Below are 24,164 nucleotides of genomic sequence, written 5' to 3'. Positions count from 1 at the left end.
CCTGGCAATTCATCGGGAATCGGCCCCGGAATTGATGGTTTCTTGTGGTTCCACGTGGTTTGACATCAAACCTTTTTCGTATTTAGCAATATTCACGCCAATCCTTTCAGCGATCGGCGCCATCCATTGAAAAATCAGGGCTTGGCCGCTCCAGGCCCGGTTCGCCCCCGGCCGAAAGGTGATTCTTTGTCAAATATTCCGACACCGAAAAAATCGGCAAGGGGCAGCGAGGCCCCCGTAGCGACGCGAATCTTCATCAACAAGGTCAAGCGCCGGGAGCCGGCGTCAGGCTGCATGTGCGGGTTGCAGGAAAGGAGGGCCGGCGGGGCATCGCCCGGCCCTGGGGACGCTCAGTAGGCTGATTCCATCTCCGCCTCCGGCCGCAGGGCCGAGCGAACGACGGCTTCGGTCAGGGCGGGCGAACAAAGCTCGATGAAACGGTAGGCGAAGCCGCGCAGAAAGTGGCCCTTGCGCACGGCAATGCGGGTGACGTTTTCGCCGAACAGATGGCTGCTGGGCAGCATGCGCAGCGCCTGGTCGCGGGCCGGATCGTAGGCCATCGAGGCCACGATGCCGATGCCGAGGCCGAGTTCCACGTAGGCCTTGATCACGTCGGCATCGAGGGCCGACATGACGATGTCGGGCGCGAGGCCGGCGGCGGCAAAGGTTTCGTCGATCTTGGTGCGGCCCGTAAAGCCTTCGTGGTAGGTAATGATCGGGTGCTCGGCAATGGCTTCCAGGGTCAGCGGCTCGACGGATTCGAGCGGATGCCCGGCCGGCACGATCACCGAATGGTGCCAGCCGTAATACTGGAAGGACACGCAGTCGGCCAAGCTGGCGATGCTTTCGGTGGCGATGCCGATGTCGGCGCGGCCATCCTGCAGCATCGTGACGATTTCCGTCGGGCTGGCCTGGTGCAGCACCAGGTGCACTTTCGGGAATTCCTGCTTGAAGTGCGTCACCACCTGCGGCAGCGCATAGCGGGCCTGGGTGTGCGTGGTTGCAATGGTGAGCTGGCCGTGGTCCCGGGCGCTGAACTGGGCCGCAATGCTCTTGATGTTGCGGGCATCCATCAGCATGCGATCCACCACATGCGCCAGCTCCTGCCCCGGCTCGGTGAGGCCGAGCAGGCGCTTGCCCTTGCGGATGAACAGTTCGAGCCCAAGCTCGTCTTCCAGATCCTTGATGTGCTTCGAGACGCCCGACTGGGAGGTGAACAGCGCGTTGGCCACCTCGGTCAGGTTGAAGTTGCGGCGCACCGTCTCGTGGATGATGCGCAGTTGCTGAAAGTTCATCAGATCTCCCAGTTCGGCGCGGGAACGGCGACGGGGCTGGTACCGTTGCGTTCAAAAACCCGCAACTGCGACGGCTGCAGACGCACGTGCTGACCTTCATGGAGGCCGAGCCGGGCGACCTCGTCACGGGTGATTTCCACTTCGTAAACCTGCCCGGCATCGCCGTCCAGCTCGACCCGCGCCGTCACGCCAAACGCCAGGATGCGGCTGATCCTCGCCGCCACCCCGCTCGTCCCCCGCGGGTCGACGATGATGTTCAGTTCGTGGGGGCGGGCAAAGGCGAACACCTCGGCGCCATGATCGAGATCCACCTTGTCGGCCGACAGCAGGCTGTCGCCCACGTGCACCGCGTCGCCATCGACACGTCCGTGGAACAAATTGACCGACCCCAGGAAGCCATACACAAAGGGCGAGGCCGGGTGACGGTAAACCTGCTCGGGCGTGCCCACCTGTTCCACCTTGCCGTGATCCATCAGCACCACCCGATCGGCCACCTCGAGGGCTTCTTCCTGGTCGTGGGTCACGAAGATCGACGTGATGTGCAGTTCGTCATGGAGGCGCCGCAGCCAGCGGCGCAATTCCTTGCGCACCTTGGCGTCGAGGGCGCCAAACGGCTCGTCGAGAAGCAGCACGCGCGGCTCGACGGCCAGCGCGCGGGCCAGCGCAATACGCTGGCGCTGACCGCCGGAGAGCTGCGACGGAAAGCGGTCGGCAATCCAGTCGAGCTGAACGAGCTTGAGCAGCTCGGTCACCTTGGCCTTGATCGCGGCTTCGGACGGGCGCTGGCTGCGCGGCTTCATGCGCATGCCGAAGGCCACGTTGTCGAACACGGTCATGTGGCGAAACAGCGCGTAATGCTGGAACACGAAGCCCACCTGGCGCTCGCGCACATGGGTATCGGAGGCGTCGGCGCCGTCGAGCAGCACCTGCCCGCCGTCGGCCGACTCCAGACCGGCGATGATGCGCAGCAGCGTCGTCTTGCCGCAGCCGGACGGCCCCAGCAGGGCCACCAGCTCGCCGGTCGGGAAATCGAGGGAAACGTCTTTCAGCGCCGTAAAGTCGCCAAACTGCTTGCGGATGTTCTTGACCTGGATGCTCATGATTTGGGTTCCAACTGTCTTTACTCTTCAGCCCCGGTCTTGCCGACCTGACGCTCGACCCACGCCTTGATGACGAGCGTGACGAGGGCCAGCAGGGCCAGCACGGAGGCCACCGCAAAAGCGGCAGCGAACTGGTATTCGTTGTAGAGAATCTCCACGTGCAGCGGCATGGTGTTGGTCAGGCCGCGGATATGGCCCGACACGACGCTCACCGCGCCAAACTCGCCCATTGCCCGTGCGTTACACAGAATCACGCCGTAAAGCAGGCCCCACTTCACGTTGGGCAGGGTGACGTACCACAGGGTTTGCCAGCCCCGGGCGCCCAGCACCACGGCGGCTTCCTCTTCGTCGCGGCCCTGGGCTTCCATCAACGGAATCAGCTCGCGGGCCACGAAGGGAAAGGTGACAAATACCGTTGCCAGCACGATGCCTGGCACCGCGAAGATCACCTTGAGGTCATGCTCCGACAGCCACGGCCCGAACCAGCCCTGGGCACCAAAGACCAGCACGTAGATCAGGCCCGCCACCACCGGCGACACCGAAAACGGCAGGTCGATGAAGGTGATCAGGAAATGCTTGCCGCGAAACTCGAACTTGGTGATGGCCCATGCCGCAGCCACGCCGAAGACCAGGTTGAGCGGCACCGAGATCAAGGCCGCGATCACCGTCAGCTTGATTGCCGCCACGGCATCGGGTTCGACGAGGGCGGCCAGATAGGTTTCCCAACCCTTGCGGAAAGCCTCGAAAAACACCGCCACCAGCGGCATCAGCAGAAACACCGCAAAAAACGTGAGCGACAGCGCGAGGATGGCCCACTTGACCAGCGTCGGCTCGCGGGTTGCCGCCTTCGATTCGAACCGGGCGGCGTGATCCCCCGCGCCATGTAAAGCTCCAGCTGCGCCCGCCATCAGCGTGCCCTCCCCGTACGTTTGGCCGTCCATGCCTGCAAGCCGTTGATCAGCAGAAGCAGCAAGAACGAAAAGACCAGCATGACCACCGCAATGGCCGTGGCCCCTGCGTAGTCGTATTGCTCGAGCTTGGTGATGATCATCAACGGGGTGATTTCCGAAACCATCGGGATGTTGCCGGCAATGAAGATCACCGAACCGTATTCACCCACCGCGCGGGCAAAGGCCATTGCAAAACCCGTCATCAGCGCGGGCAGCAGGGTGGGAAACACCACATGCCTAAAGGCCTGCCAGCGATTGGCGCCGAGGCTTACCGCGGCTTCCTCGTACTCGGTATCGAGATCTTCGAGGATGGGCTGCACGGTGCGCACAACGAAGGGCAGCCCGATAAAGATCAGCGCCACCAGCACGCCCAGCGGCGTGAATGCCACCTTGATGCCGAGCGGCTCGAGAAACTTGCCCATCCAGCCGTTCGGCGCATACAGCGCGGTGAGCGCAATGCCGGCAACGGCGGTGGGCAGCGCGAAGGGCAGATCCACCAGCGCATCCACCAGGCGCTTGCCAGGGAAGGAGTAGCGCACCAGCGCCCAGGCCAGCATCAGCCCGAACACCGAATTGATGGCCGCGGCAAGCAGCGAGGCCCCGAAGGACAGCTTGTACGAGGCCACCACCGACGGCGCGGTAACCACCGCCCAGAACTGCGCGAGGCTCAGCGAGCTGGCCTTGATGAACACCGCGGCCAGCGGGATCAGGACGATCAGGGAAAGATAAACCAGCGTGTAGCCGAGCGACAGGCCAAAGCCCGGCAACACGCGATTACTGGACGAAGCCATCAGCGTTTCACCACGATCTGGTCATAGATACCGCCGTCGGAGAAGTGAGTCTTCTGCACGGCATCCCAGCTGCCGAACTTTTCTTCGACGGTAAAGGTCTTGATCGCCGGGAAGCGGCTGGCATGCTTCTTCAGCACGGCAGGATCACGCGGGCGGAAATTATGCCTGGCGATGATCTCCTGCCCTTCCGGCGAATACAGGAAGTTGAGGTAGGCCGTGGCCGCCTTGCGGCTGCCCCGCTTGTCCACCACCTTGTTCACGATGGCCACCGGCGCCGAGGCGTCGATGGAAATCGACGGATAAACCACGTCGAACTTGTCGCCGCCCACTTCCTGGTCGATCAGAACGGCTTCGTTTTCAAAGGTCACCAGCACATCGCCGATGCCGCGCTGGGTAAAGGTCGTGGTGGCACCGCGTCCGCCGCCGTCGAACACCGGCACGTTGGCAAACAGCTTGGCGACGAAATCCCGCGCAGCCGCTTCGTTGCCGCCCTTGGAGAGCGCGTAGCCCCACGCCGCGAGATAGGTGTAGCGGCCGTTTCCGGACGTTTTGGGGTTGGGCACGACGACGCCGAGGCCGGCGCGGGCAAGGTCGTTCCAGTCCTTGATGCCCTTGGGGTTGCCCTTTCTGACCAGGAAGATCGTCGCCGACGAATACGGCGCTGCGCCGTGGGGGAAGGCCTTGCGCCAGTCGGCCGAGGCCAGGCCGTTCTTCACCAGCACTTCGATGTCGGCAGCCTGGTTCATCGTGACCACGTCGGCCTCGAGGCCGGCGACCACCGACTGGATCTGCTTGCTCGAGCCGCCGTGGGACTGGTTGATCGTGAGCTTCTCGCCGGCCGTGCGCTGCCAGTGGGCGGCAAAGGCCGGGTTGATGTCCTTGTACAACTCCCGCGCCACATCGTAGGAAACATTGAGGAGCGTTGTGTCAGCCTGCGCCGGGCCGGCAGAAACGATCGCCAGGCCGGCAACCAGGGCAAAAACGGGGCGCAGGAAAAAACGGGTCGGGGCCATCGGGACTCTCCTTGTAATTCTGGGATTTCTGGATCAGGCGCAGAGTATAGAAAGGGCCAACCCCCACACAAACGAATAAAAAGGGCTTTGTATATTCCAAAATGGAAAATAGACCCTGCCTCACAGCTCAGGCCAGCACCCCGAGCCGCTCGCGAAGTTCGGTTGCCGAATGCCGGCAAAAGACCATGGCCGCGCCGACGATAAGGGCCTGCATGCTGAAACCTCCTGCCGGTTTGCGGCTCAAACTGAAAACAGGCTTCAGTCTGAAATGCTGCACCTGCAGGAGGAAGCGATTAATTCAGCTATGCAAATCCGTGCAGACGCGATAAACATTTCCCGAAACCCTCACCTCACAGCCCGGAGTCTCCCCATGCCACGCCTGGCCCGCCTTGCCGCCCCCTTGCTCACCGTCCTGCTGCTTGCCGGCTGCGCCAATTTCGGCGGACCACCGCTGCAGGCGGGCATCAGCACCCTTGCCGATCTCGACCGGGCCCTCGGCGCCCCGGCCCTGCGCTGGCCCGAGGCCGACGGCGGCGAAAGCCGGGTCTACCCCACTGGCCCGATGGGTTACAAGACCTGGATGGCCCGCACGGACGCGGCCGGCCGGCTGGTCAGCATCGGGAACGTGCTCGAAATGCAGCACTTTGCACGGATCCAGAGCGGCATGAGCCAGGACGAGGTGCTGCGCATCCTCGGCCCCTCGTATCCGGGCTGGACCATTTATTACAAGGCCCGCGACGAGCTGGTGTGGGAATGGCGCTATTGCGATGTGTGGGCCGAACCAGCCCGTTTCGGCGTGCTGTTTGACGGCACCAGCGGCAAGGTGCGTTCGACGATCAGCACCACCGAAAGAATGTCGATGCCGTGGGGCCGCGGCAACCTGCGGGATTGGTGCAGCCACTGAGGCCGCACCGCCAGTTCAGCCTGCCGAAAGGGACAGCAGCACCTTGTCCACCCGGTTGCGGTCCATGTCCATCACTTCAAAGCGCCAGCCGGCAGCCTCGAAGTGATCGGTTGGCGCCGGGATGCGCCCGAGCACGTGCATGATGAATCCGCCCAGCGTATTGAACGAATGCTCGTCCTCGCCGGGCAGATCGTCGCCGATGTCGAGCACCGACTTGAGCCGCTCGATGCCCACGTCGCCATCGACCAGCCACGAGCCGTCCTCACGCTGCAGCATGTCGCGATCTTCCGGCGCCTCGGGCACCGACAGTTCACCGACAATGGCCGCCAGCACGTCGGTCAGCGTCACCAGGCCCTGCACATCACCGTATTCGTCGATGATCAGCGCAAACTGCAGCCGGGCACGCCGGAAGCTCTCGAGCAGCTGCTGGGTCGTCACGGATTCCGGCACATAGAGCGGCGGACGCAGCAGGGCTTCGATGTCGGCCAGCGTAACGTGGCCGCCGGGCAGCGCCTTCTTGAGCAGATCGCCCGTCTGCAGCACACCGAGAACCTGCTCCAGCCCGCCGCGGCACACCACCAGCCGCGAGAAAGAGGTTTCGATGATGCGCTGCCACACGCCCGCTTCGTCTTCGTCCAGGTCGATCACGAACATGTCGCGCCGCGGCGTCATGATGGCCGAGATGCGCTGCTCGTCGAGGCGCAGCACGTTGGACACGATCTCCTGCTCGCTCTCGTGGAAGACGCCGGCCTCGGCGCCCTGCTCCATCAGCACCTTGATTTCGTCGTCGGTAACCGGCGGCTCGTCCTTGCGCCGGGCACCCAGCACGCGAAGGATCATCGAGCACGATCCCGACAGCACCACCACCAGCGGATGGGTCACGCGGGCGAGGATGATCATCGGCCGGGCCATCAGCGAGGCAATGCCCTCCGGCGCCAGCAGCGCCAGGCGCTTGGGCACCAGTTCGCCCACCACCACAGAGAAATAGGTCAGGCCGATCACCGTGATCGTGAGCGCCACCGCCTTGGCGTAGGGTTCAAACAGCGGAATGCGGGCAATCCAGGCGGCCAGCGGGTCGGCCACCGCGGCCTCGCCGATTGCACCGCTGAGAATGCCCACCAGCGTGATGCCAACCTGGATCGTGGACAGAAAGCTTGACGGCTCCTGGTGCAGCGAGAGCGCCGCCTCGGCCCCCAGGCTGCCATCGTCGGCCAGGTTCTGGAGCCTCGACTTGCGGGAAGAGACGACGGCAATCTCCGACATGGCGAACACGCCATTAAGGAGAATGAGCAGGAGAATCAGGACTATATCCATCTACATGGCCACCCGAGGTCGGGAAACCCGTGGCCGGGGATTAATAACGGGGCGTATTGTAGCGCCCCGCCCCGGCCGGCATCACATCGGCAACGCCAAACGGGCCACCAGCCCCAGCACCGCGCAGCTCGCAATCACCTCGATCACGCCGCGTTTGTAGCGGAACAAGGCCACCGCAGCGGCCACCGCAATCGCGCTGGAGATCCAGTCGGGGGCGGCCGAAAGGCCCTTCGGCCACAGCACGTGGTAGCCAAAGAACAAGGCCAGGTTGAGGATCACCCCGACCACCGCGGCGGTAATGGCGGTGAGCGGCGCGGTGAATTTCAGGTCGCCGTGGGTCGACTCCACCAACGGCCCGCCAGCCAGGATGAAGACGAAAGACGGCAAAAAAGTGAACCAGGTGACAAGACACGCCGCCAGCGCGCCGCCCAGAAAGAGGCTTTCCGGCCCGACAACCGCCTTCACGTAGCCACCCACAAAACCCACGAAAGCCACCACCATGATCAGCGGCCCCGGCGTGGTTTCGCCCAGCGCCAGTCCGTCGATCATCTGCGTCGGCGTCAGCCAGCCGTAGTGCCCGACCGCGCCCTGATACACGTAGGGCAGCACCGCATAGGCGCCGCCGAAGGTCAGCAGCGCCGCCTTGGTGAAGAACCAGCCCATCTGGGTCAGCGTGTGCGTCCAGCCGAAAACCGCCATCAGAATGCCCATCGGCACGAGCCACAGCAGCGCCCCCGCCAGCCCCACCTGCAGCAGGCGGCGCCCGCTGAAGCGGGCATGTTCCGGCACCGGCGTGGCATCGTCGATGAGCGCCGGACCAAAGGATTTGCCCGCCGCACCGTGGCCGCCGCCCTGCCCGAAGTGCTGCGGCGCAATCCGCCCGCCAACAAAACCCGCCAGCGCGGCTGCCGCGACGATGGCCGGAAAAGGCAGGTGCAGCGCAAAGATCGCCACGAAGGACGCGGCCGCAATCGCCCACAGCCAGTTGTTCTTGAGCGCCCGCGAGCCGATGCGGTGGGCCGCCTGCACCACGATGGCCGTCACCGCCGGCTTGATGCCGTAGAACAGCCCGGCCACCAGGCTCGTGTCGCCAAAGGCGATGTAGATCCACGACAGCACGACCAGGATCAGCAGCGAGGGCAACACGAACAGCACCCCGGCGACGATGCCGCCCCGGCTTCGGTGCATCAGCCAGCCGATGTAGGTGGCGAGCTGCTGCGCCTCCGGCCCGGGCAGCACCATGCAGTAATTGAGTGCATGCAAAAAACGCCGCTCGGAAATCCAGCGTCGGCGCTCGACCAGCTCCTGGTGCAGGATGGCGATCTGCCCTGCCGGGCCGCCAAAGCTGATGAAACCCAGCTTGAGCCAGAACAGCAAGGCTTCGCGAAAGCTGACCGGCGCGGGCATCTCAGCCGGCGGTGACGCCTTTTCGGACGGCGTGGAGTTCATCAGGCTTGCTCCGCTTTCTCGAAAGACACCAGCAGTCCGTCAAAGACGCTGCCGGCAAGGTTCAAAAGCTGGTCGTCGTCGGCAATACTGTCGCAGAGACCAGCCAGTACGCGCTCGATGCCAGCCGCTTCCGGCGGCTGAACGCCCCCCACGTCGACAAAATGCACCAGCGCGCCAAGCCGCAACAAGGCCGGCGTCTCGAGGCCGAACGCCGCCAGAAGCACCTCGAAGCTGACGCGGGCGCCGACGTGGCTGAAGGCCGCCCCGTCGAAGTCGAAACCGAGGGCGTCGGGCGGGCAGTCTGCCGGGCTCGCAAGCCACAAGATGCTGGCCGCGGGGTCGATGAAGCGGCGGATCAGCCACGCGCTGGCAAGGCGATCCACCCACGGGCGGCGCCGGGTTGCCCAGGTGCGGCCACGGAAAGCCTGCACATCAAGCCGCGCAATCCCGCCATCGACGGCCACCGGCTCGCCCGGCGACAGCAGGCGAGCCGCGTCCGCTTCCAGATCGTGCAGCGCCCTTTCTGCTTGGCGACGGGCCTCGCCCGGAAAAAAATCAATGTCGACCAGCGCGGTCAGCGTCTTGCGCAGCTTGCGAGCCTGCCTGGCAAGCTCGGCCGGCTCCGCTGCCAAGGCCGAGCGCAGCCGGCCGACTTCGGCGATCAGTGCCGCGTAATCCGTATTCCGCTCGAAGAGATCGACAAAGGCCGCGCCCGCCGGCTCTTCAACCCGCAAGAGCAGCGCAGCGCCCCCCGTGGCGCGCACATCGGCCGCCACCGCCTCCATCGTGGCGCGACACCGCGCCAGCTCGGGCAGCAGGTAAACACCGTCACGCAGCACGGCCGCGCCCGACGCCTTGAGGCTGCGCCAGGCCCGCATCCGCTCCGTGGCGTTTTCAGTGGCCAGGCTGATGATCAGTACCATCCATTCATTCATGTAATTAACACTACATAAATGTATCGATTACTACAACAAAAAAAGCCCGCCTGAGCATTCCTCCACCAGACTAAAATTCGCCCGATGCTCCACCTGCCTACTGCACCCCCATCGCGCACCCTCGGCGTTGCGCTCGCCATTTCGCTGCTGGCCCACGCGCTGGTGCTGCTTATCCAGCTCCAGAAGCCCGAATCGGTCGCCCAGCCACAGCCCCGGCTCGAAGCCCGCCTCGCGCCCCCGGCTCCGAGCACGCCGCAGGCCGAACTTCGTCCGGCACAGCCGCCCAAACCCACCCAGAAAACCCGCCCAAAGGCCGACAAGACACCCAGGCCCGCCCCAACACCGCGCATCCTCACCGCACGCAAGCCCTCAACGACAACGGCGCGGGTCGCCGAATCGACGCCCAAATGGACCGTCGCCCAGAAAGAGGAAATGAACAATTTCCTCGACGAACTGGCCAGCGACGCCAAAGCCCGCCAGGCAAAGCCGAAACCCGACCTGGCCGAGCGCTCCCTCTCCATGGCCCGCGAACACACCCGCGAGGCGCTTCGCGACGGCAGCCGCAACCGCCAGGACGCGCTCTCCGACCTGATCGAACGCATTCCCGACAGCCCGCCGGTGGACCCGTTCAGCCTCGAGTTCTACCTGGATTCGCTGGTCAAGAAGCTCAACCGCAGCGCCGCCTTCGTCAAGAACGACCCGCGTGCGCGCGGCATCCAGTCCGCCGCCATCGAAGTCCGCCTGAACCCGAACGGCTCGCTCAAGAGCTTCGTCGTCACCCGCAGCGGCGATCAGCAGGAGGAAATCGCCTTCGTAAAATCCGTTGTCGAGCGTGCCGTGCCCTTCGCCGCCTTTCCGCCCGACATCACCAAATCGGCCCGTTCGCTGGCCCTGATGATCTGCATCCAGCCCGCCAGCCTGGAAAGCGGCGGCTTCGGCTTCACCCGCAAGCCCGAAGGGAGTCGCTGCTAGCGACATGAACGAGTAGAGGCGCATGCCCCGAACCATGCTCTTGGGCCGCGGATGAAGTAAATTGCGGGAAGTCGTTCCCGCTGGCGCTGCGGCGCCCATTACGTTTCCTTCATACGCCACCCGCCATGTCCCGTCTTCTCGCCCTCGACCAGGGCACCAGCAGCAGCCGGGCCATCGTCTTCGACACCGATGGCCGAGCGCTGGCCACCGCCCGGCAGGAGTTCCGCCAGTACTTTCCCCAGTCCGGCTGGGTTGAGCACGACGCGCTGGAAATCTGGCGCAGCCAGCTCGACTGCGCCCGCCAGGCGCTGGCAGAAACGGGCCTCGCCGCGCGCGACATCGCGGCCATCGGCATCGCCAACCAGCGCGAAACCACCGTGCTGTGGGATCGCAAAACCGGCCAGCCGCTGGCGCCGGCCATCGTCTGGCAGGATCGCCGCACCGTGCCCGCCTGCGAACACCTGCGTGCCGCCGGCTACACCGAGCTGATCCACGCCCGCAGCGGGCTCGAACTCGACGCCTACTTCTCGGCCACCAAGCTCGCCTGGCTGCTCGACACCGTTCCCGACGCCCGGCGCCGCGCCGAAGCCGGCGAGCTGGCCTTCGGCACCATCGACAGCTGGCTCGTGTGGCAGCTCACCGGCGGCGCCCGCCACGTCACCGACCCCAGCAACGCCTCGCGCACGATGCTCTTCGACATCCACCGCCAGTGCTGGGACGACGACCTGCTTGCGCTCTTCAATATTCCTGCCTCGCTGCTGCCCCAAATCGTCGACACCAGCGGCGTGCTGGGCGAAACCCTTCCCGAGCTTTTCGGCGCTCGCATTCCCATCGGCGGGCTGGCCGGCGACCAGCAAGCCGCCACGTTCGGCCAGGCCTGTCTCGCCCCCGGCTCGGCCAAAAACACCTACGGCACCGGCTGCTTCCTGATGCAGAACACCGGCACCCAGCCGGTCGCCTCGCGTCACCGGCTGCTGTCCACGATCGGCTGGCGCGTCCAGGGGCACAGCCACTACATGCTCGAAGGCAGCGTCTTCATCGCCGGCGCGCTGGTGCAATGGCTGCGCGACGGGCTCGGCCTCATCGAGCACGCCGCCGACATCGAGGCGCTTGCCGCCTCCGTTCCCGACAGCAACGGCGCGCTGCTGGTGCCCGCCTTCGCCGGCCTCGGTGCCCCCTGGTGGGACGGCTACGCCCGCGGCACCCTGGTCGGCCTCACGCGCGGTGTCACCCGCGCCCACATCGCCCGTGCGGCGCTGGACGCCATCGCGCTGCAAACCGTCGATCTCGTCGACGCCATGAACCGCGACGGCGCCGGGCCGCTGGCCGAACTGCGGGCAGATGGCGGCGCATCGGCCAACAACCTGCTGATGCAGATTCAGGCCGATCTGCTCGGTGTGCCGGTGGTTCGCCCACGCCAGACCGAAACCACCGCCCTCGGCGCCGCCTTCTTCGCCGGCCTTGCCGTCGGCATCTGGCGCGACCCGGCCGAACTCGCCAGCCACTGGCAGGCCGAACGCATCTTCGAGCCGACCCGCTCCGCCGACTGGCGCCTCGCCCGCCTTGAAGAATGGCACCGCGCAGTCGATCGCTCGCGAGGCTGGGCAGCCCCATGAAACGCGAAGCCCTCCTTGATCGCCTGCGCAGCGCGCCGCGCTGGGACGTGCTGGTGATCGGCGGCGGCGCCACCGGCCTGGGCTGTGCCGTCGATGCCGCCGCCCGCGGCCACCGCACCCTGCTGCTCGAAGCCCACGATTTCGCCAAGGGCACCAGCTCCCGCTCCACCAAGCTGGTCCACGGCGGCGTGCGCTACCTGGCGCAAGGCCGCATCGGGCTGGTACGCGAGGCCCTGGCCGAACGCGCCACCTTGCTCCAAAACGCCCCGCACCTGGTTCATCCCCAGCGTTTCGTGGTGCCGGTGTATCGCCAGTGGGACCGCCTTGTGCTGGGTCTCGGCCTTACCGCCTACGACTGGCTGGCCGGCGCACGCAGCCTTGGCGCCAGCCGCCTGCTCTCACCCGCCGACACCCTGGCCGCCCTGCCCGGCCTCTGCCGCAACGGCCTCGTCGGCGGCATTGCCTACATGGACGCCCGCTTCGACGACGCCCGGCTGGCCGTTACCCTGATGCGCAGCGTGTTCGACCACGGCGGGCTGGCACTCAACTACCTGCCTGTCAGCGCACTGACGCACACGAACGGAAAAGTCACCGGTGTTGCCGCGCATGATTCCGAAACCGGGGAAAGCTTCGCCATCGAGGCCCGCGTCGTCATCAACGCCGCCGGCGTGTGGGCCGACGACATCCGCCGCCTCGACACCGCCACCGCGCCCGGCCAGCTGGCCCCCAGCCAGGGCGCGCACCTCGTCATCGACCGGGATTTCCTGCCCGGCAACGCCGCGCTGCTGATCCCCAAAACCAGTGACGGCCGCGTGCTTTTCATCATTCCGTGGCAAGGCAAGGTGCTGCTCGGCACCACCGACACCCCGCGCAACGAAACGCTGCTGGAACCGCGGCCACTGGCCAGTGAAATCGATTTCATCCTCGACACCGCCGCCCGTTACCTCTCCCGCCCGCCGGGCCGCGCCGACGTGCGCAGCGCCTTCGCCGGCCTGCGTCCGCTGATCGGTGCAAGCCAGGGCGGCGCCACGTCGGCGCTGTCCCGCGAGCACGTCATCCAGGTATCCGGGAGCGGCCTCGTGTCGGTGGCCGGCGGCAAATGGACCACCTACCGGCACATGGCCCAACAGATCATCGACCGCGCCGAACTCGCAGGCGGCCTGCCCGCCCGCCCCTGCCCGACAGCCACGCTGCCGCTGCACGCCAGCCCCGCCGAACCGTCGAACGACGTATTCGGCACCGACCGCTCCGCCATCGACGCCCTTCCCGGCGCCGGCATTCTGCTGCATCCGGCGCTCACCCTCACCGAGGCCGAAATCCGCTACGCCGCCCGTTTTGAGCTGGCCCGGGACGTGGAAGACATCCTGGCTCGCCGTAACCGCGCGCTGTTCGTGGATGCCGCCGCAGCCATCGTGGCAGCCCCGGCCGTCGCCCGGGTCCTTGCCGAAGAACTCGGCTGGAGCGACACCCGCCGCCGCGAACGGACAGTCGCCTTCATCGATCTGGCGCAGGGTTTTCTGGCTGGGCCGGATTGATCTGCAAGCACGGATTAGCCGGACGTAAACGCAGGAAAACCTTCCGTAACCCACCGGAAGGTTTTCCAGACTGCAGCACGCGGGCCTGACCCGCGGCCGCTCAAGCCGGGATCAGCCCGCTTCGGCGATCCGCCTGGCGATGTGATCCAGCGCCTCCTCGACCTGGTCGATGAGGATCAGGCACAGGTCGCCGGGCTGCAGCTTGGCCAGCGCGGTGTCGATGGCCAGAAATTCACCGCGAATCTCGCACACATCCCTGGTTCGCGGCGCACCCACCAGACCCTGCTGAAGCAGCGCCAGCACTTCGCCGTCGGAGCGGCCGCGCTGGCATTCGTCCTGGTAAAGCACCACGCCGTCGAAAATCTTGCCGAGGATGCGCGTCTGCTCGCGGATGTCCTCGTCGCGACGGTCGCCCGCGCCGCTGATCACCACCGAACGCTCCCGCGCCGGCATGCTCTCGATGGCCTGGACCAGCGCCAGGATCGCGTCCGGGTTGTGGCCGTAGTCGGCGATCAGGGTTGCGCCCTTGTAGTCGAAGACGTTGAAACGCCCCGGCGCGGTGGCCGCGTCGTTCACAAAAGTGGCCACGCCCCGGCGGATGGTGTCGGCGTCGATGCCCAGCGCCCAGGCCGCGGCGATGGAGGCCATCGCGTTTTCGATCTGGAAGGAAATCGTGCCGTTGCGGGTGATCGGAATGCCGGCCAGCGGCACGCGGAAGGCTTCCGTGCCTTTCACGGCGACGATGTCGGCGCCATCCACAAAAACCACCGGACGGCCCTGCACCCGGTGGGTGGCGAGCACGTGGTTGTTCTTGTCGGCGGCAAAGAACAGCACCGCGCCCGGGCAGGCGCTGGCCATCTTGACGACCATCGGATCGGCGGCGTTGAGCACCGCTGTGCCGTGGGGTGCCACGTTTTGCACGATGACCCGCTTGACCACCGCCAGATCATCGACGGTGCTGATGTAGGACAGGCCGAGGTGATCGCCCATGCCGATATTGGTCACCACCGCCACATCGCAGCGGTCAAAGGCCAGGCCTTCGCGCAGCACGCCGCCGCGGGCGGTTTCGAACACCGCGGCATCCACGTCCGGGTGCAGCAGGATGTTGCGGGCGCTGCGCGGGCCGCTGCAATCGCCGGTGTCGATACGCCGCTTGCCCACGTAGACACCGTCCGAGTTGGTCATGCCGACGCGCTTGCCGGACACGCCGATCAGGTGGGCGGTGAGGCGCACGGTGGTCGTCTTGCCGTTGGTGCCGGCCACGGCCACCACTGGAATACGGCCGTTCTCGCCGGGCTTGAACATGTTCGCGACGATCGCCTCGCCCACCGGACGGCCCTTGCCGTAGGAGGGCTGCAGGTGCATGCGCAGGCCGGGCGCGGCGTTGGCTTCAACGATGCCGCCGCTCTGCTCCTCGAGCGGCTGGAGCATGGTTTCGCAAACCACGTCGACGCCGCAGATGTCGAGGCCGATGTTCTTGGCCGCGGCAATGGCGCGTTCGGCCACTTCGGGGTGCACGTCGTCGGTCACGTCGGTGGCGGTGCCGCCGGTGCTGAGGTTGGCGTTGTTGCGCAGAATCACGCGCTTGCCCTTGGGCGGCACGGATTCGGCGTCGAGCCCCTGGCTGGCCAGGGTGGCGAGGGCGATTTCGTCGAAGCGGATCTTGGTCAGCGAGGTGGCGTGGCCGGTGCCGCGGCGCGGATCGCTGTTCACGTGATCAACCAGTTCGCGGATGGTCCGCTTGCCGTCACCCACCACCAGCGGCGGCTCGCGGCGGGCCGCGGCAATCAGTTTGTCGCCGATCACCAGCAGGCGGTAATCGTGGCCCGGCAGGTAGCGTTCGACCAGCACGTCGTCGCTGATCTCGAAGGCCACCTTGAAGGCGGCCGTCACTTCCTCTTTGGTGCGCAGCTTGACGGCCACGCCCTTGCCCTGGTTGCCATCGCGCGGCTTGACCACGACGAGGCCGCCGATTTCACGGGCGGCGAGCCACGCATCCTCGGCGTCGGTGACCGAACGCCCCAGCGGCACCGGCACGCCGGCGGCGCGCAGCAGGGTTTTGGTGAGTTCCTTGTCCTGCGCGATGGCTTCGGCCACGGCGCTGGTCAGGTCGGTTTCGGCGGCCTGGATGCGGCGCTGCTTGCTGCCCCAGCCAAACTGCACGAGGCTGCCTTCGGTGAGACGGCGGTAGGGAATGCCGCGGGCGACGGCGGCCTGCACGATGGAGCCGGTGGACGGGCCGAGGCGCACGTCCTCGTCGAGTTCCTGCAGGCTGGCCAGCGCCGCGGCGAGGTCGAACACGCCGTTTTCATCGGCGGCAGCGCGGATCAGCTGCATCGCCAGCTCGAAGGCCAGGCGGCCGACTTTTTCTTCGGTGTATTCCACCGTAACCTGGAAGACACCCTTTTCAAGCGTCGGCGCGGTGCGGCTGAAGGTGACCGGACATCCCGCGCAGGCCTGCAGGCCGAGGGCTGCGAGTTCGAGCGCCTGGGCCATGGAGATCGAGCCCTGGTGGCCGTCGGTCTCGAGGAAGCCCATTTCGGGAAAGAGGTTGCGCAGGCGCGGCTCATAGCCGGGAATCGAGTCGATGTCGCACTCGGCGTCGGTGCAGGACACGATGGCCTCGATCGCGGTGTGCCGGCTCCACAGATTGGGGCCGCGCAGTGCCCGGATACGTGAAACTTCCATGAATTACAGTCCTTGTCGTTGTTCCCGGCAGGCGCCCCGCGGGGGCGGCTGGCCGGTTGTCTCGTTTTGTGCTGGCAGGAAGAAGCGGACTCAGTCGGCGCGCAGCGGCGCAGACGGGTTATACGGCTTGACGCCGGCGCGGATCAGGTCGGGCGCAACGCCCAGCGCCCAGGCACCCGCAACGGCACCGAGCAGGTTCGAAAGCACGCCCGGTTGCTCGGCGGCACCGTCGGCCAGCATCGCGATCCTGGCGAGGCGGGCCACCTGTTCTTCGTTTTCGCCGGTGGCCAGCACGATGGCGTCGTCCTTCACATAAACCGTGCGCTTGCCTTCGCTGCGGGCAGTGGCGATCGCCTCCGCATTGCCGTCGACGCCGTAGAAAATCACTTCGCCGTCGGACAGCGGAGCCATTTCGACAACGGCCGGATCTTCCGCGTTGAGCACCGCGACGCCGTACGACAGCACGAGGTCGACCTGGGTGCGGAACACGTTCCAGATCTTCTCGGCGGAATCCATGTAGAACTCGCCGAAGTGCATTTCCGGATCGACGTTGGTGACGACCCCCACCAGGCAGCGGTCGTACACCGTGCCGTCGGCGAGAATGCTGCGGCAGCTGTTCTCGAACACCGCGGCTTCGACCGAACGGTTCATCAGCACGCGTTCGGCGGCATCCCAGTTGGTGCCTTCGGCGGTTTCCACCTGGCGGCCGTCGAGGAAAACGCCCTCGCTGCAGGCGAGGCCGGTGTATTGACCGGAGAGGCGCAGCAAGTGGGCGATGAGGCGCGCCACCGGCGTCTTGCCACGGCTGCCGGTTACGCCGACCACCGGAATGCGGGAATCTTCATCCTTCGCAAAAAGATGATCGACGATCGCCTCGCCCACCGGACGCGGCTGACCGACGGCCGGCTTGATGTGCATCAGCAGGCCGGGGCCGGCATTCACTTCGACGATGGCGCCGCGCTGCTGATCCAGCGGCTTCGAGATGTCTTCGCAGACGAGGTCGATGCCGGCGATGTCGAGACCGACGATGCGCGCAGCCAGACAGGCCAGCTCGGCGGTGTCGGGATGCACTTCGTCGGTCACGTCGAAGGCCATGTTGCTGGTGCGGACGATCATCACCTCGCGGCCTTCGGGCGGCACCGAGCTACCTGTGAAGCCCTGGCGCTCGACTTCCATCTTCGCGGACGGGAAACGGTCGAGGCTGATGACGTAGAGCGGAAACTCGTGTTCGACGCCGCGGCGCGGGTCGGTGTTGATCTGGGTTTCGATGAGCTGGTCGATGGTCGATTTGCCGTCACCGGTTACCGAAACGGCCTCGCCCATGTTGGCGGCGACCATCTTGCCACCCACCACCAGGATGCGATGCTCGGTACCCTTGATGAAACGCTCGACCATCACCTCGGAGCCTTCGGCCAGCGCCAGCGGATAAGCCGCGGCAACTTCCCCGGCGGTGAGGATGTTGGTGAACACGCCGCGGGCGTGGTTGCCATCGGTGGGCTTGACCACCACCGGGTAGCCGATGTCCTCGGCCGCCGCGATGGCTTCCTCGACACTGCCGACCACCTCGCCTTCGGGCACCGGAACGCCGCAGGACGACAGCAGCATCTTGGTGAGATCCTTCTCGCTGGCGATGCTCTCGGCGATGGCCGGGGTGCGGTCGGTCTCGGCCGTCCAGATGCGGCGCTGGCGTGCGCCGTAGCCGAGCTGCACGAGGTTGCCCTCGGCCAGCAGGCGGATGTACGGAATGCGGCGGCTCTTGTCGGCCGCGGCCTCGACGATGCAGCGGGTGCTCGGGCCGAGCATGTAGTCGTCGATCAGGTCGCGCAGCTTGGCAACGGCGGCATCCACGTCGTAGGGGCGATCCTCGATGCAGGCCATCAGCAGGTCGCGGCCCATATGGAGGGCGGCCATCGACACATCTTTTTGCCAGGCGCGGATCACCACTTTATAAACGCCGCGAATGGCAGTTTCGCGCGCCTTGCCGAAACCGCCCGGAATGCCCGCGAGGTTTTGCAGTTCCAGGGTGACGTGCTCAAGGATGTGGCCCGGCCAGGTGCCGTCGCGCAGGCGCTTGAGAAAGCCGCCACGCTCGCCGATGCTGCAGCGGTGCTCGATGAGCGTCGGCAGCATGGCGGTGATCCGCTCGTAGAAGCCGGGAATGACGTTGGACGGACAATCTTCCAGGTCATGAATGTCGACCCACGCTTCTAGAACCGCGCGGTACGTCCAGATGTTCGGTCCACGCAGGTGGAGCACATTGAGGAAGTCGATCGTTTTGTTGGTCATGGGCAAGGGTGTGGAAGTAACGAGCCTGCTAACGGCACTGTCTGGCACTGTTTGATACGAACTTGAGGCACTTAACGCGGCAGGGCCGATCTGGATTACCGGCGCAAAAAATATTCGACAAGCCGCTGATCCAGCCCCAATGCGGGTATACGCGCTTGTAACGAGTCAGTAAACTTCACTCGCAATTTTGCCCTACGCTGGCCGTTTCCTGTGGCCTTATCGCGTCCTTCGAGATGAACTCCGAGCACTCCGCCCACCCGCACGCATCCGCCATCCCCGCCGCGTACTCCGACTATCTCGGCCCCGCCGTGCCGGACGAATGGCGTGCCCGCCTCGACAAGGCCCTCGCCCCCGACGAAAAGCTTCTCGCCAGCCTCGTCCTCGACCTGGACACGCAGCTGCAGTTCAGAAGCGGCTTCGTCGCCCTCACCGGCAGCCGCCTGATGAGCTGGAATGCCGACGCGGACGAATGGCAATCGTGGGCCTTCCAGCAAGGCATGCAGCTGCGTCACCGCGACCAGGCCGGCGTCGCCAGCCTCGATCTTGTGAATGCCAGCGCAAAACTGGCCGGCTGGCGCTTCACGCTGTCCCAGGATCCGGCCGCCCACAACCTGGCCGACCGCTTTCATGCCCAGCTCGAATGCGTGCTGGCCGGGCGCGAACCGGCTCCGCCCGAGCCGCTCACCTGCCCCACCTGCGACGCCGCGCTGCCGCCCGGCACCGACGAATGCCCCACCTGCGCGCGGGAAATCCACACCCCGCCCTCCACCTGGACGCTGCTACGCCTGTGGCGCTTCGCCAAGCCCTACAAGGGCCAGCTACTGGCCGGCTTCCTGCTCACGCTGGCGTCCACCGCAGCCACGCTGGTGCCGCCCTACCTCACCATGCCGCTGATGGACGAGATCCTGATCCCGTTCCAGAACGGCGTGCCCATCGACACCCACAAGGTGATGCTGCTGCTGAGCGGCCTGCTTGCCGCCGCCTTCGTGGCCTGGAGCCTGGGCTGGGCCAAAACCTACATCCTGGCGCTGGCCAGCGAACGCATCGGCGCCGACCTGCGCATCACCACCTACGAACACCTGCAGGGCTTGTCGCTCGAATATTTTGGCGGCAAGCGCACCGGCGACCTGATGTCGCGCATCGGTGCCGAAACCGACCGCATCTGCCTGTTCCTGTCGATGCACCTGCTCGACTTCGCCACCGACGTGCTGATGATCACGATGACCGCCGCCATCCTGATCTCCATCAACCCGTGGCTGGCCGTCGTCACCCTGGTGCCGCTGCCCTTCATCGCCTGGCTGATCCACATCGTGCGCGACAAGCTGCGCTACGGCTTCGAGCAGGTCGACCGGGTGTGGTCGGAAGTCACCAGCGTGCTCGCCGATACCATCCCCGGCATCCGCGTGGTCAAGGCTTTCGCCCAGGAAAAGCGTGAAGTTGCGCGTTTCCGCGAAGCCAACGCCCGCAACCTGGCGGTGAACGACCGGGTCAACAAAGTGTGGTCGGTGTTCTCGCCGACGGTCACGATGCTCACCGAAGTCGGCCTGCTGATCGTGTGGGGTTTCGGCATCTGGCTGGTCTCCAAGAATGACGTCACCGTCGGTACCCTGGCCGCCTTCCTGGCCTACATCTCGCGCTTCTACACGCGTCTCGACTCCATGAGCCGGATCGTCTCGGTGACGCAGAAGGCCGCCGCCGGCGCCAAGCGCATCTTCGACATCCTCGACCACGTTTCCAGCGTGCCCGAGCCGGCCAAGCCGCTGCACCTGCCGCAGGTGACCGGCGCCATCGAAGTGCGCAAGGTCGGCTTCCGCCATGGCAACCGCACCATTCTCAAGAACGTCGATCTGTCGATCCAGCCCGGCGAAATGATCGGCCTCGTCGGCCATTCGGGTTCCGGCAAGAGCACGCTGGTCAACCTGATCTGCCGTTTCTACGACGTGACCGACGGCTCGATCCGCATCGAAGGCATCGACGTGCGCTCGGTTCCAGTCTCGGAATACCGCCGCAACATCGGCCTCGTGCTCCAGGAACCCTTCCTGTTCTTCGGCACGATTGCCGAGAACATCGCCTACGGCAAGCCCGATGCCAGCCGCGAGGAAATCGTCGCAGCAGCCCGCGCCGCCCACGCCCACGACTTCATCATGCGCCTGCCCCACGGCTACGATTCGCTGGTCGGCGAACGTGGCCAGGCCCTGTCGGGGGGCGAGCGCCAGCGCATCTCCATCGCCCGGGCGCTGCTGATCGATCCGCGCATCCTGATCCTCGACGAAGCCACTTCGGCGGTCGATACCGAAACCGAAATGGAAATCCAGGCCGCCCTTGAAAACCTCATTCGCGGCCGCACCACCATCGCCATCGCCCACCGTCTGTCCACGCTGCGCAAGGCCGACCGGCTGGTCGTGCTCGACCGCGGCCAGATCGTCGAGATCGGCAACCACGACGCGCTGATGGAACAACAAGGCGCGTATTTCCGCCTCTACGAAGCCCAGTCCAGGAAGCTCGACGACGACGACAAAGACACTCCCCGCCTGATCGAGCACCGCGAACACGCCAACGCCTGAGGGTAAATCATGACCAACGCCATCACCCTCGAACGCAACGCCTTCGGCCAGCTCATCTTCATCGCCGCCGACGGCGTGCGGCACCCGGTCAGCCCGGTGCGCTCCTTTCCCATCGCCGCGCCCACCGAGGGCATCGGCCTCGTGAATGCCGAAGGCGAGGAAGTCGCCTGGGTAGAGCGCATCGCCGACCTCCCGCCCGAACCCCGCCGCCTGCTCGAAGAAGATCTCGCCAGCCGCGAATTCATGCCGGTCATCGAGCGCATCCGCTCGGTTTCCAGCTTTGCCACGCCGAGCAGCTGGGAAGTGGACACCGACCGCGGCCCGACCACAATGGTGCTCAAAAGCGAGGAAGACATCCGCCGCCTCGTGCGTCCGGCACTGCTCATCGCAGACAGCCGCGGCATCAATTTTTTGATCCGCGACCGCTACGCGCTGGATGCCCACAGCAAAAAAATGCTCGATCGCTTCTTGTAGAAGCCCGGAAGAGACGCGGTGGATTCGATCACCACCGCACGCTAGCCACCCCGCGCCTCAAAAACTCGCCGACCACACCCCCTTCAAAAGATAGCGCTCCGGCGTCTCCTTGAAACCCTGGCCCACGCCGAGATGGACGGCGCCAATCCGCGTTTCGAATTCGGTGACGAGGTACAGCGTCCGGTCACCCTCGCCCGGCCGCAGCCGGCCAAGCCTGCCGCCGTCGGTATAGGCCTCGGCGCCCCAGGCGAAAGTCTCCGAAACCTTGTGCATGGCTTTCAGATCCAGGTTGAGATCGGGTGAGCGCTCGCGGCCCGAATGCCCCCAGCCCCAGATCAGGTGCGGGTTGGCCGTGACCCGGAAGCGCTCGCTGTCGATCCCGACAATGCCGCGAAACTCCACACTGCGCGTATCGCCCACATAGCGCCCGGCGTTAACGTCGTACTCGGCATTGAAGCCGTAGAACCACCCCCCGCCGGCCTGCCGGATGTGCTTGAGGCGGAACATGATCGCCGAGGCGCCCCACGCCCCGTTGTTCGACGTTTCGCCATCGACGCCGCCGCGCATCACCGGCAGGTGCACGCCCGCCTCCCAGCCCGGCGCCAGGCCGGTGGCAAATTCCGCCATCAGGTAGGTCAGGCGGTGCACCGGCCAGGTTCCGTCGTCCTTCGCCTTGCTGCCACGCCAGGTATGGTTGGCATGCAGCGTCGCGACCACCTCGCCCCGCTCGGCCAGGTCGGCTTCATGAACCATGATTTCGGGATCAGCGTGGGCCACCAGGGCGGTGCAGCCCATGAAAACAATCGCCAGTCGGCGCAAGTGAGCAGTCAATTTTTCGGCTTCCGGATTTTTTCAAATGATAACGATTATCAAAATCAATATTATTGATGCGCATCAATCCAGAGACACCCCACCAAAAGCGACATTCTTCTTCATGGCGTGACGACTTATGAACATTGCTTAAGCTGCTCTTAAGAAAAGACGCTCACCATACCAGGACGATATTCGCCCGGCATTCTCCGGAATACAGAGCCGCCGTTTTGCCCGGAGCGAACCCGCTTTTCATGTCCCCGGGAATCTTCCATGTCAAAACTGCAATCCCCCCTCCTCTCCGCCGCGGCGCTTGCCGTACTGCTGAGCCTCTCGTCCGCCGGCCAGGCTGCACCCTCCTCCGAACCCATCCAGCCGATACCGGCAGCCAAAGCCGGCAGCCCTGCCACGGTCGAACTCGGCAAGATGCTGTTCTTCGATCCCCGCCTGTCGAAGTCCGGCTTCATCTCCTGTAACTCCTGCCACAACCTGTCCATGGGCGGCTCGGACAACCTGAAGAGCTCCATCGGCCACGGCTGGCAAAAAGGCCCGATCAACTCCCCGACCGTCCTCAACTCGCGCTTCAACCTCGCCCAGTTCTGGGACGGCCGCGCGAAGGATCTGAAGGAACAGGCCGGCGGCCCCATCGCCAACCCCGGCGAAATGGCCTTCTCCCACGAGCACACGGTCACCGCCCTGAAAACCATCCCCGGCTACGTGAGCGCCTTCCAGAAGGCTTTCGGTTCGCCAGAAGTGAGCATCGACCGGGTCACCCAGGCCATCGCCGCCTTCGAGGAAACCCTCGTCACGCCTGATTCGCGCTTCGACAAGTGGCTGAAGGGCGACAAGAAAGCCCTCAACACCCAGGAACTCGCCGGCTACAAGTTGTTCAAGGAAAGCGGCTGCGTGGCCTGTCACAACGGCCCGGCAGTGGGCGGCAACTCGTTCCAGAAGATGGGCGTCGTCGAGGATTACAAGGCATCGAGCCCTGCCGAAGGCCGGGTTGCCGTCACCGGCAAGGATGCCGACCGCTTCAACTTCAAGGTGCCCACCCTGCGTAACGTCGAACTGACCTATCCGTACTTCCACGACGGCGCCGCAGCAACCCTGCCCGAAGCGGTCGACACGATGGGCCGCCTGCAACTGGGCAAGAAGTTCACCGCAACCGAAAACGCCAGCATCGTGGCCTTCCTGCGCACCCTGACCGGAAAGCAGCCGAACTTTGCGCTGCCGCAACTGCCGCCGTCCGCCGACGCGACGCCGCGCCCGACGCCCTTCGAGAACTGACCCCTGCCGGCAGCGGCAACCCTCCGGGGCTGCCGCTGCTTTCAAGCTGACAGGTGCGTGAACGCAAAAAAAGAGGACATCCGCAAAGATGTCCTCTTTTTATCTGGTGCGCCCGGCAGGATTCGAACCCACGACCCCTTGGTTCGTAGCCAAGTACTCTATCCAACTGAGCTACGGGCGC

At 65.5% G+C, this 24,164-nt stretch carries 18 protein-coding genes and 1 tRNA gene; 7 read left to right on the top strand and 12 right to left on the bottom strand.

What is annotated here, in order from left to right:
* Positions 1-350: 350 nt before the first annotated feature.
* From Q1W26_RS03680 to Q1W26_RS03660, 5 genes are read right to left on the bottom strand one after another with little or no spacing between them, the layout of a single operon-like run.
* Positions 351-1,295, bottom strand: a complete 945-nt coding sequence (locus Q1W26_RS03680) for a CysB family HTH-type transcriptional regulator (RefSeq protein ID WP_300436021.1) — start codon at positions 1,293-1,295, stop codon at positions 351-353.
* Positions 1,295-2,395, bottom strand: coding sequence for a sulfate ABC transporter ATP-binding protein (locus tag Q1W26_RS03675; protein ID WP_300436018.1), 1,101 nt, complete (start codon positions 2,393-2,395; stop codon positions 1,295-1,297). The genes Q1W26_RS03680 and Q1W26_RS03675 overlap by 1 nt, the downstream gene beginning before the upstream one ends.
* A 20-nt stretch (positions 2,396-2,415) precedes the next feature.
* A complete protein-coding gene (gene cysW / locus Q1W26_RS03670; protein ID WP_300436024.1) occupies positions 2,416-3,303 on the bottom strand; it encodes a sulfate ABC transporter permease subunit CysW in 888 nt (295 codons plus the stop codon).
* Positions 3,303-4,136: a sulfate ABC transporter permease subunit CysT gene (cysT, locus tag Q1W26_RS03665; protein WP_300436016.1), complete on the bottom strand. Its 834-nt coding sequence runs from the start codon at positions 4,134-4,136 to the stop codon at positions 3,303-3,305. The genes cysW and cysT overlap by 1 nt, the downstream gene beginning before the upstream one ends.
* Complete coding sequence (locus Q1W26_RS03660) at positions 4,136-5,149, bottom strand: sulfate ABC transporter substrate-binding protein (protein WP_300436013.1); 1,014 nt, start codon at positions 5,147-5,149, stop codon at positions 4,136-4,138. The genes cysT and Q1W26_RS03660 overlap by 1 nt, the downstream gene beginning before the upstream one ends.
* 370 nt (positions 5,150-5,519) lie before the next feature.
* On the opposite strand from Q1W26_RS03660, the gene Q1W26_RS03655 reads away from it, so the two are divergent.
* Positions 5,520-6,053 (top strand): hypothetical protein, encoded by a 534-nt coding sequence (locus Q1W26_RS03655; RefSeq protein ID WP_300436010.1) that lies wholly within the window; start codon positions 5,520-5,522, stop codon positions 6,051-6,053.
* Positions 6,054-6,068: 15 nt separating this feature from the next.
* On the opposite strand, the gene Q1W26_RS03650 is transcribed toward Q1W26_RS03655, so the two are convergent.
* From Q1W26_RS03650 to Q1W26_RS03640, 3 genes are all read right to left on the bottom strand, one after another.
* Positions 6,069-7,367 carry a hemolysin family protein gene (locus Q1W26_RS03650; protein WP_300436008.1) on the bottom strand — a complete coding sequence of 433 codons (1,299 nt, stop codon included), beginning with the start codon at positions 7,365-7,367 and terminating at the stop codon, positions 6,069-6,071.
* 81 nt (positions 7,368-7,448) lie between these two features.
* A complete protein-coding gene (chrA, locus tag Q1W26_RS03645) occupies positions 7,449-8,774 on the bottom strand; it encodes a chromate efflux transporter (protein ID WP_366143630.1) in 1,326 nt (441 codons plus the stop codon).
* A gap of 41 nt (positions 8,775-8,815) precedes the next feature.
* Positions 8,816-9,739 carry a chromate resistance protein ChrB domain-containing protein gene (locus Q1W26_RS03640; protein ID WP_300436003.1) on the bottom strand — a complete coding sequence of 308 codons (924 nt, stop codon included), beginning with the start codon at positions 9,737-9,739 and terminating at the stop codon, positions 8,816-8,818.
* A gap of 96 nt (positions 9,740-9,835) precedes the next feature.
* Here Q1W26_RS03640 and Q1W26_RS03635 point away from each other — a divergent pair, with 96 nt between their 5' ends.
* The 3 genes from Q1W26_RS03635 (at position 9,836) to Q1W26_RS03625 (ending at position 13,874) form a co-directional block, all read left to right on the top strand.
* Positions 9,836-10,723: a hypothetical protein gene (locus Q1W26_RS03635; RefSeq protein ID WP_300436000.1), complete on the top strand. Its 888-nt coding sequence runs from the start codon at positions 9,836-9,838 to the stop codon at positions 10,721-10,723.
* Between the two features lie 125 nt (positions 10,724-10,848).
* The gene (gene glpK, locus Q1W26_RS03630; protein ID WP_300435997.1) at positions 10,849-12,339 is read left to right on the top strand and encodes a glycerol kinase GlpK; all 1,491 of its coding nucleotides are present in this window, start codon (positions 10,849-10,851) and stop codon (positions 12,337-12,339) included.
* Complete coding sequence (locus tag Q1W26_RS03625) at positions 12,336-13,874, top strand: glycerol-3-phosphate dehydrogenase/oxidase (protein WP_300435994.1); 1,539 nt, start codon at positions 12,336-12,338, stop codon at positions 13,872-13,874. Before glpK ends, Q1W26_RS03625 begins: the two co-directional genes overlap by 4 nt.
* Positions 13,875-13,985: 111 nt before the next feature.
* Here Q1W26_RS03625 and cphA (Q1W26_RS03620) read toward each other — a convergent pair whose 3' ends face one another.
* Together cphA (Q1W26_RS03620) and cphA (Q1W26_RS03615) are read right to left on the bottom strand one after the other, a co-directional pair.
* Entirely contained in the window at positions 13,986-16,562 is a 2,577-nt protein-coding gene (cphA, locus tag Q1W26_RS03620) for a cyanophycin synthetase (protein WP_300435991.1), read from the bottom strand.
* A 90-nt stretch (positions 16,563-16,652) separates the two neighbouring features.
* Positions 16,653-18,848, bottom strand: a complete 2,196-nt coding sequence (cphA, locus tag Q1W26_RS03615) for a cyanophycin synthetase (RefSeq protein WP_300435988.1) — start codon at positions 18,846-18,848, stop codon at positions 16,653-16,655.
* Positions 18,849-19,081: 233 nt separating this feature from the next.
* Between cphA (Q1W26_RS03615) and Q1W26_RS03610 the strand changes: the two genes are divergently transcribed.
* Positions 19,082-21,412 (top strand): ABC transporter ATP-binding protein, encoded by a 2,331-nt coding sequence (locus Q1W26_RS03610; protein ID WP_300435984.1) that lies wholly within the window; start codon positions 19,082-19,084, stop codon positions 21,410-21,412.
* 9 nt (positions 21,413-21,421) lie between these two features.
* Complete coding sequence (locus tag Q1W26_RS03605) at positions 21,422-21,886, top strand: DUF1854 domain-containing protein (RefSeq protein WP_300435981.1); 465 nt, start codon at positions 21,422-21,424, stop codon at positions 21,884-21,886.
* Between the two features lie 57 nt (positions 21,887-21,943).
* Here the strand turns inward: Q1W26_RS03605 and Q1W26_RS03600 are convergent, their stop codons facing one another.
* Positions 21,944-22,681, bottom strand: a complete 738-nt coding sequence (locus Q1W26_RS03600) for a hypothetical protein (RefSeq protein WP_300435978.1) — start codon at positions 22,679-22,681, stop codon at positions 21,944-21,946.
* A 288-nt stretch (positions 22,682-22,969) separates the two neighbouring features.
* Here Q1W26_RS03600 and Q1W26_RS03595 point away from each other — a divergent pair, with 288 nt between their 5' ends.
* On the top strand, positions 22,970-23,983 hold the full coding sequence (locus Q1W26_RS03595) for a cytochrome-c peroxidase (RefSeq protein ID WP_300435975.1): 1,014 nt from the start codon (positions 22,970-22,972) through the stop codon (positions 23,981-23,983).
* A gap of 104 nt (positions 23,984-24,087) precedes the next feature.
* On the opposite strand, the gene Q1W26_RS03590 is transcribed toward Q1W26_RS03595, so the two are convergent.
* Positions 24,088-24,164, bottom strand: a tRNA-Arg gene (locus Q1W26_RS03590).

The organism is Zoogloea sp. (assembly GCF_030157465.1).
Lineage (GTDB): Bacteria > Pseudomonadota > Gammaproteobacteria > Burkholderiales > Rhodocyclaceae > Zoogloea.
This window is presented reverse-complemented; position numbering and strand designations above follow the sequence as displayed.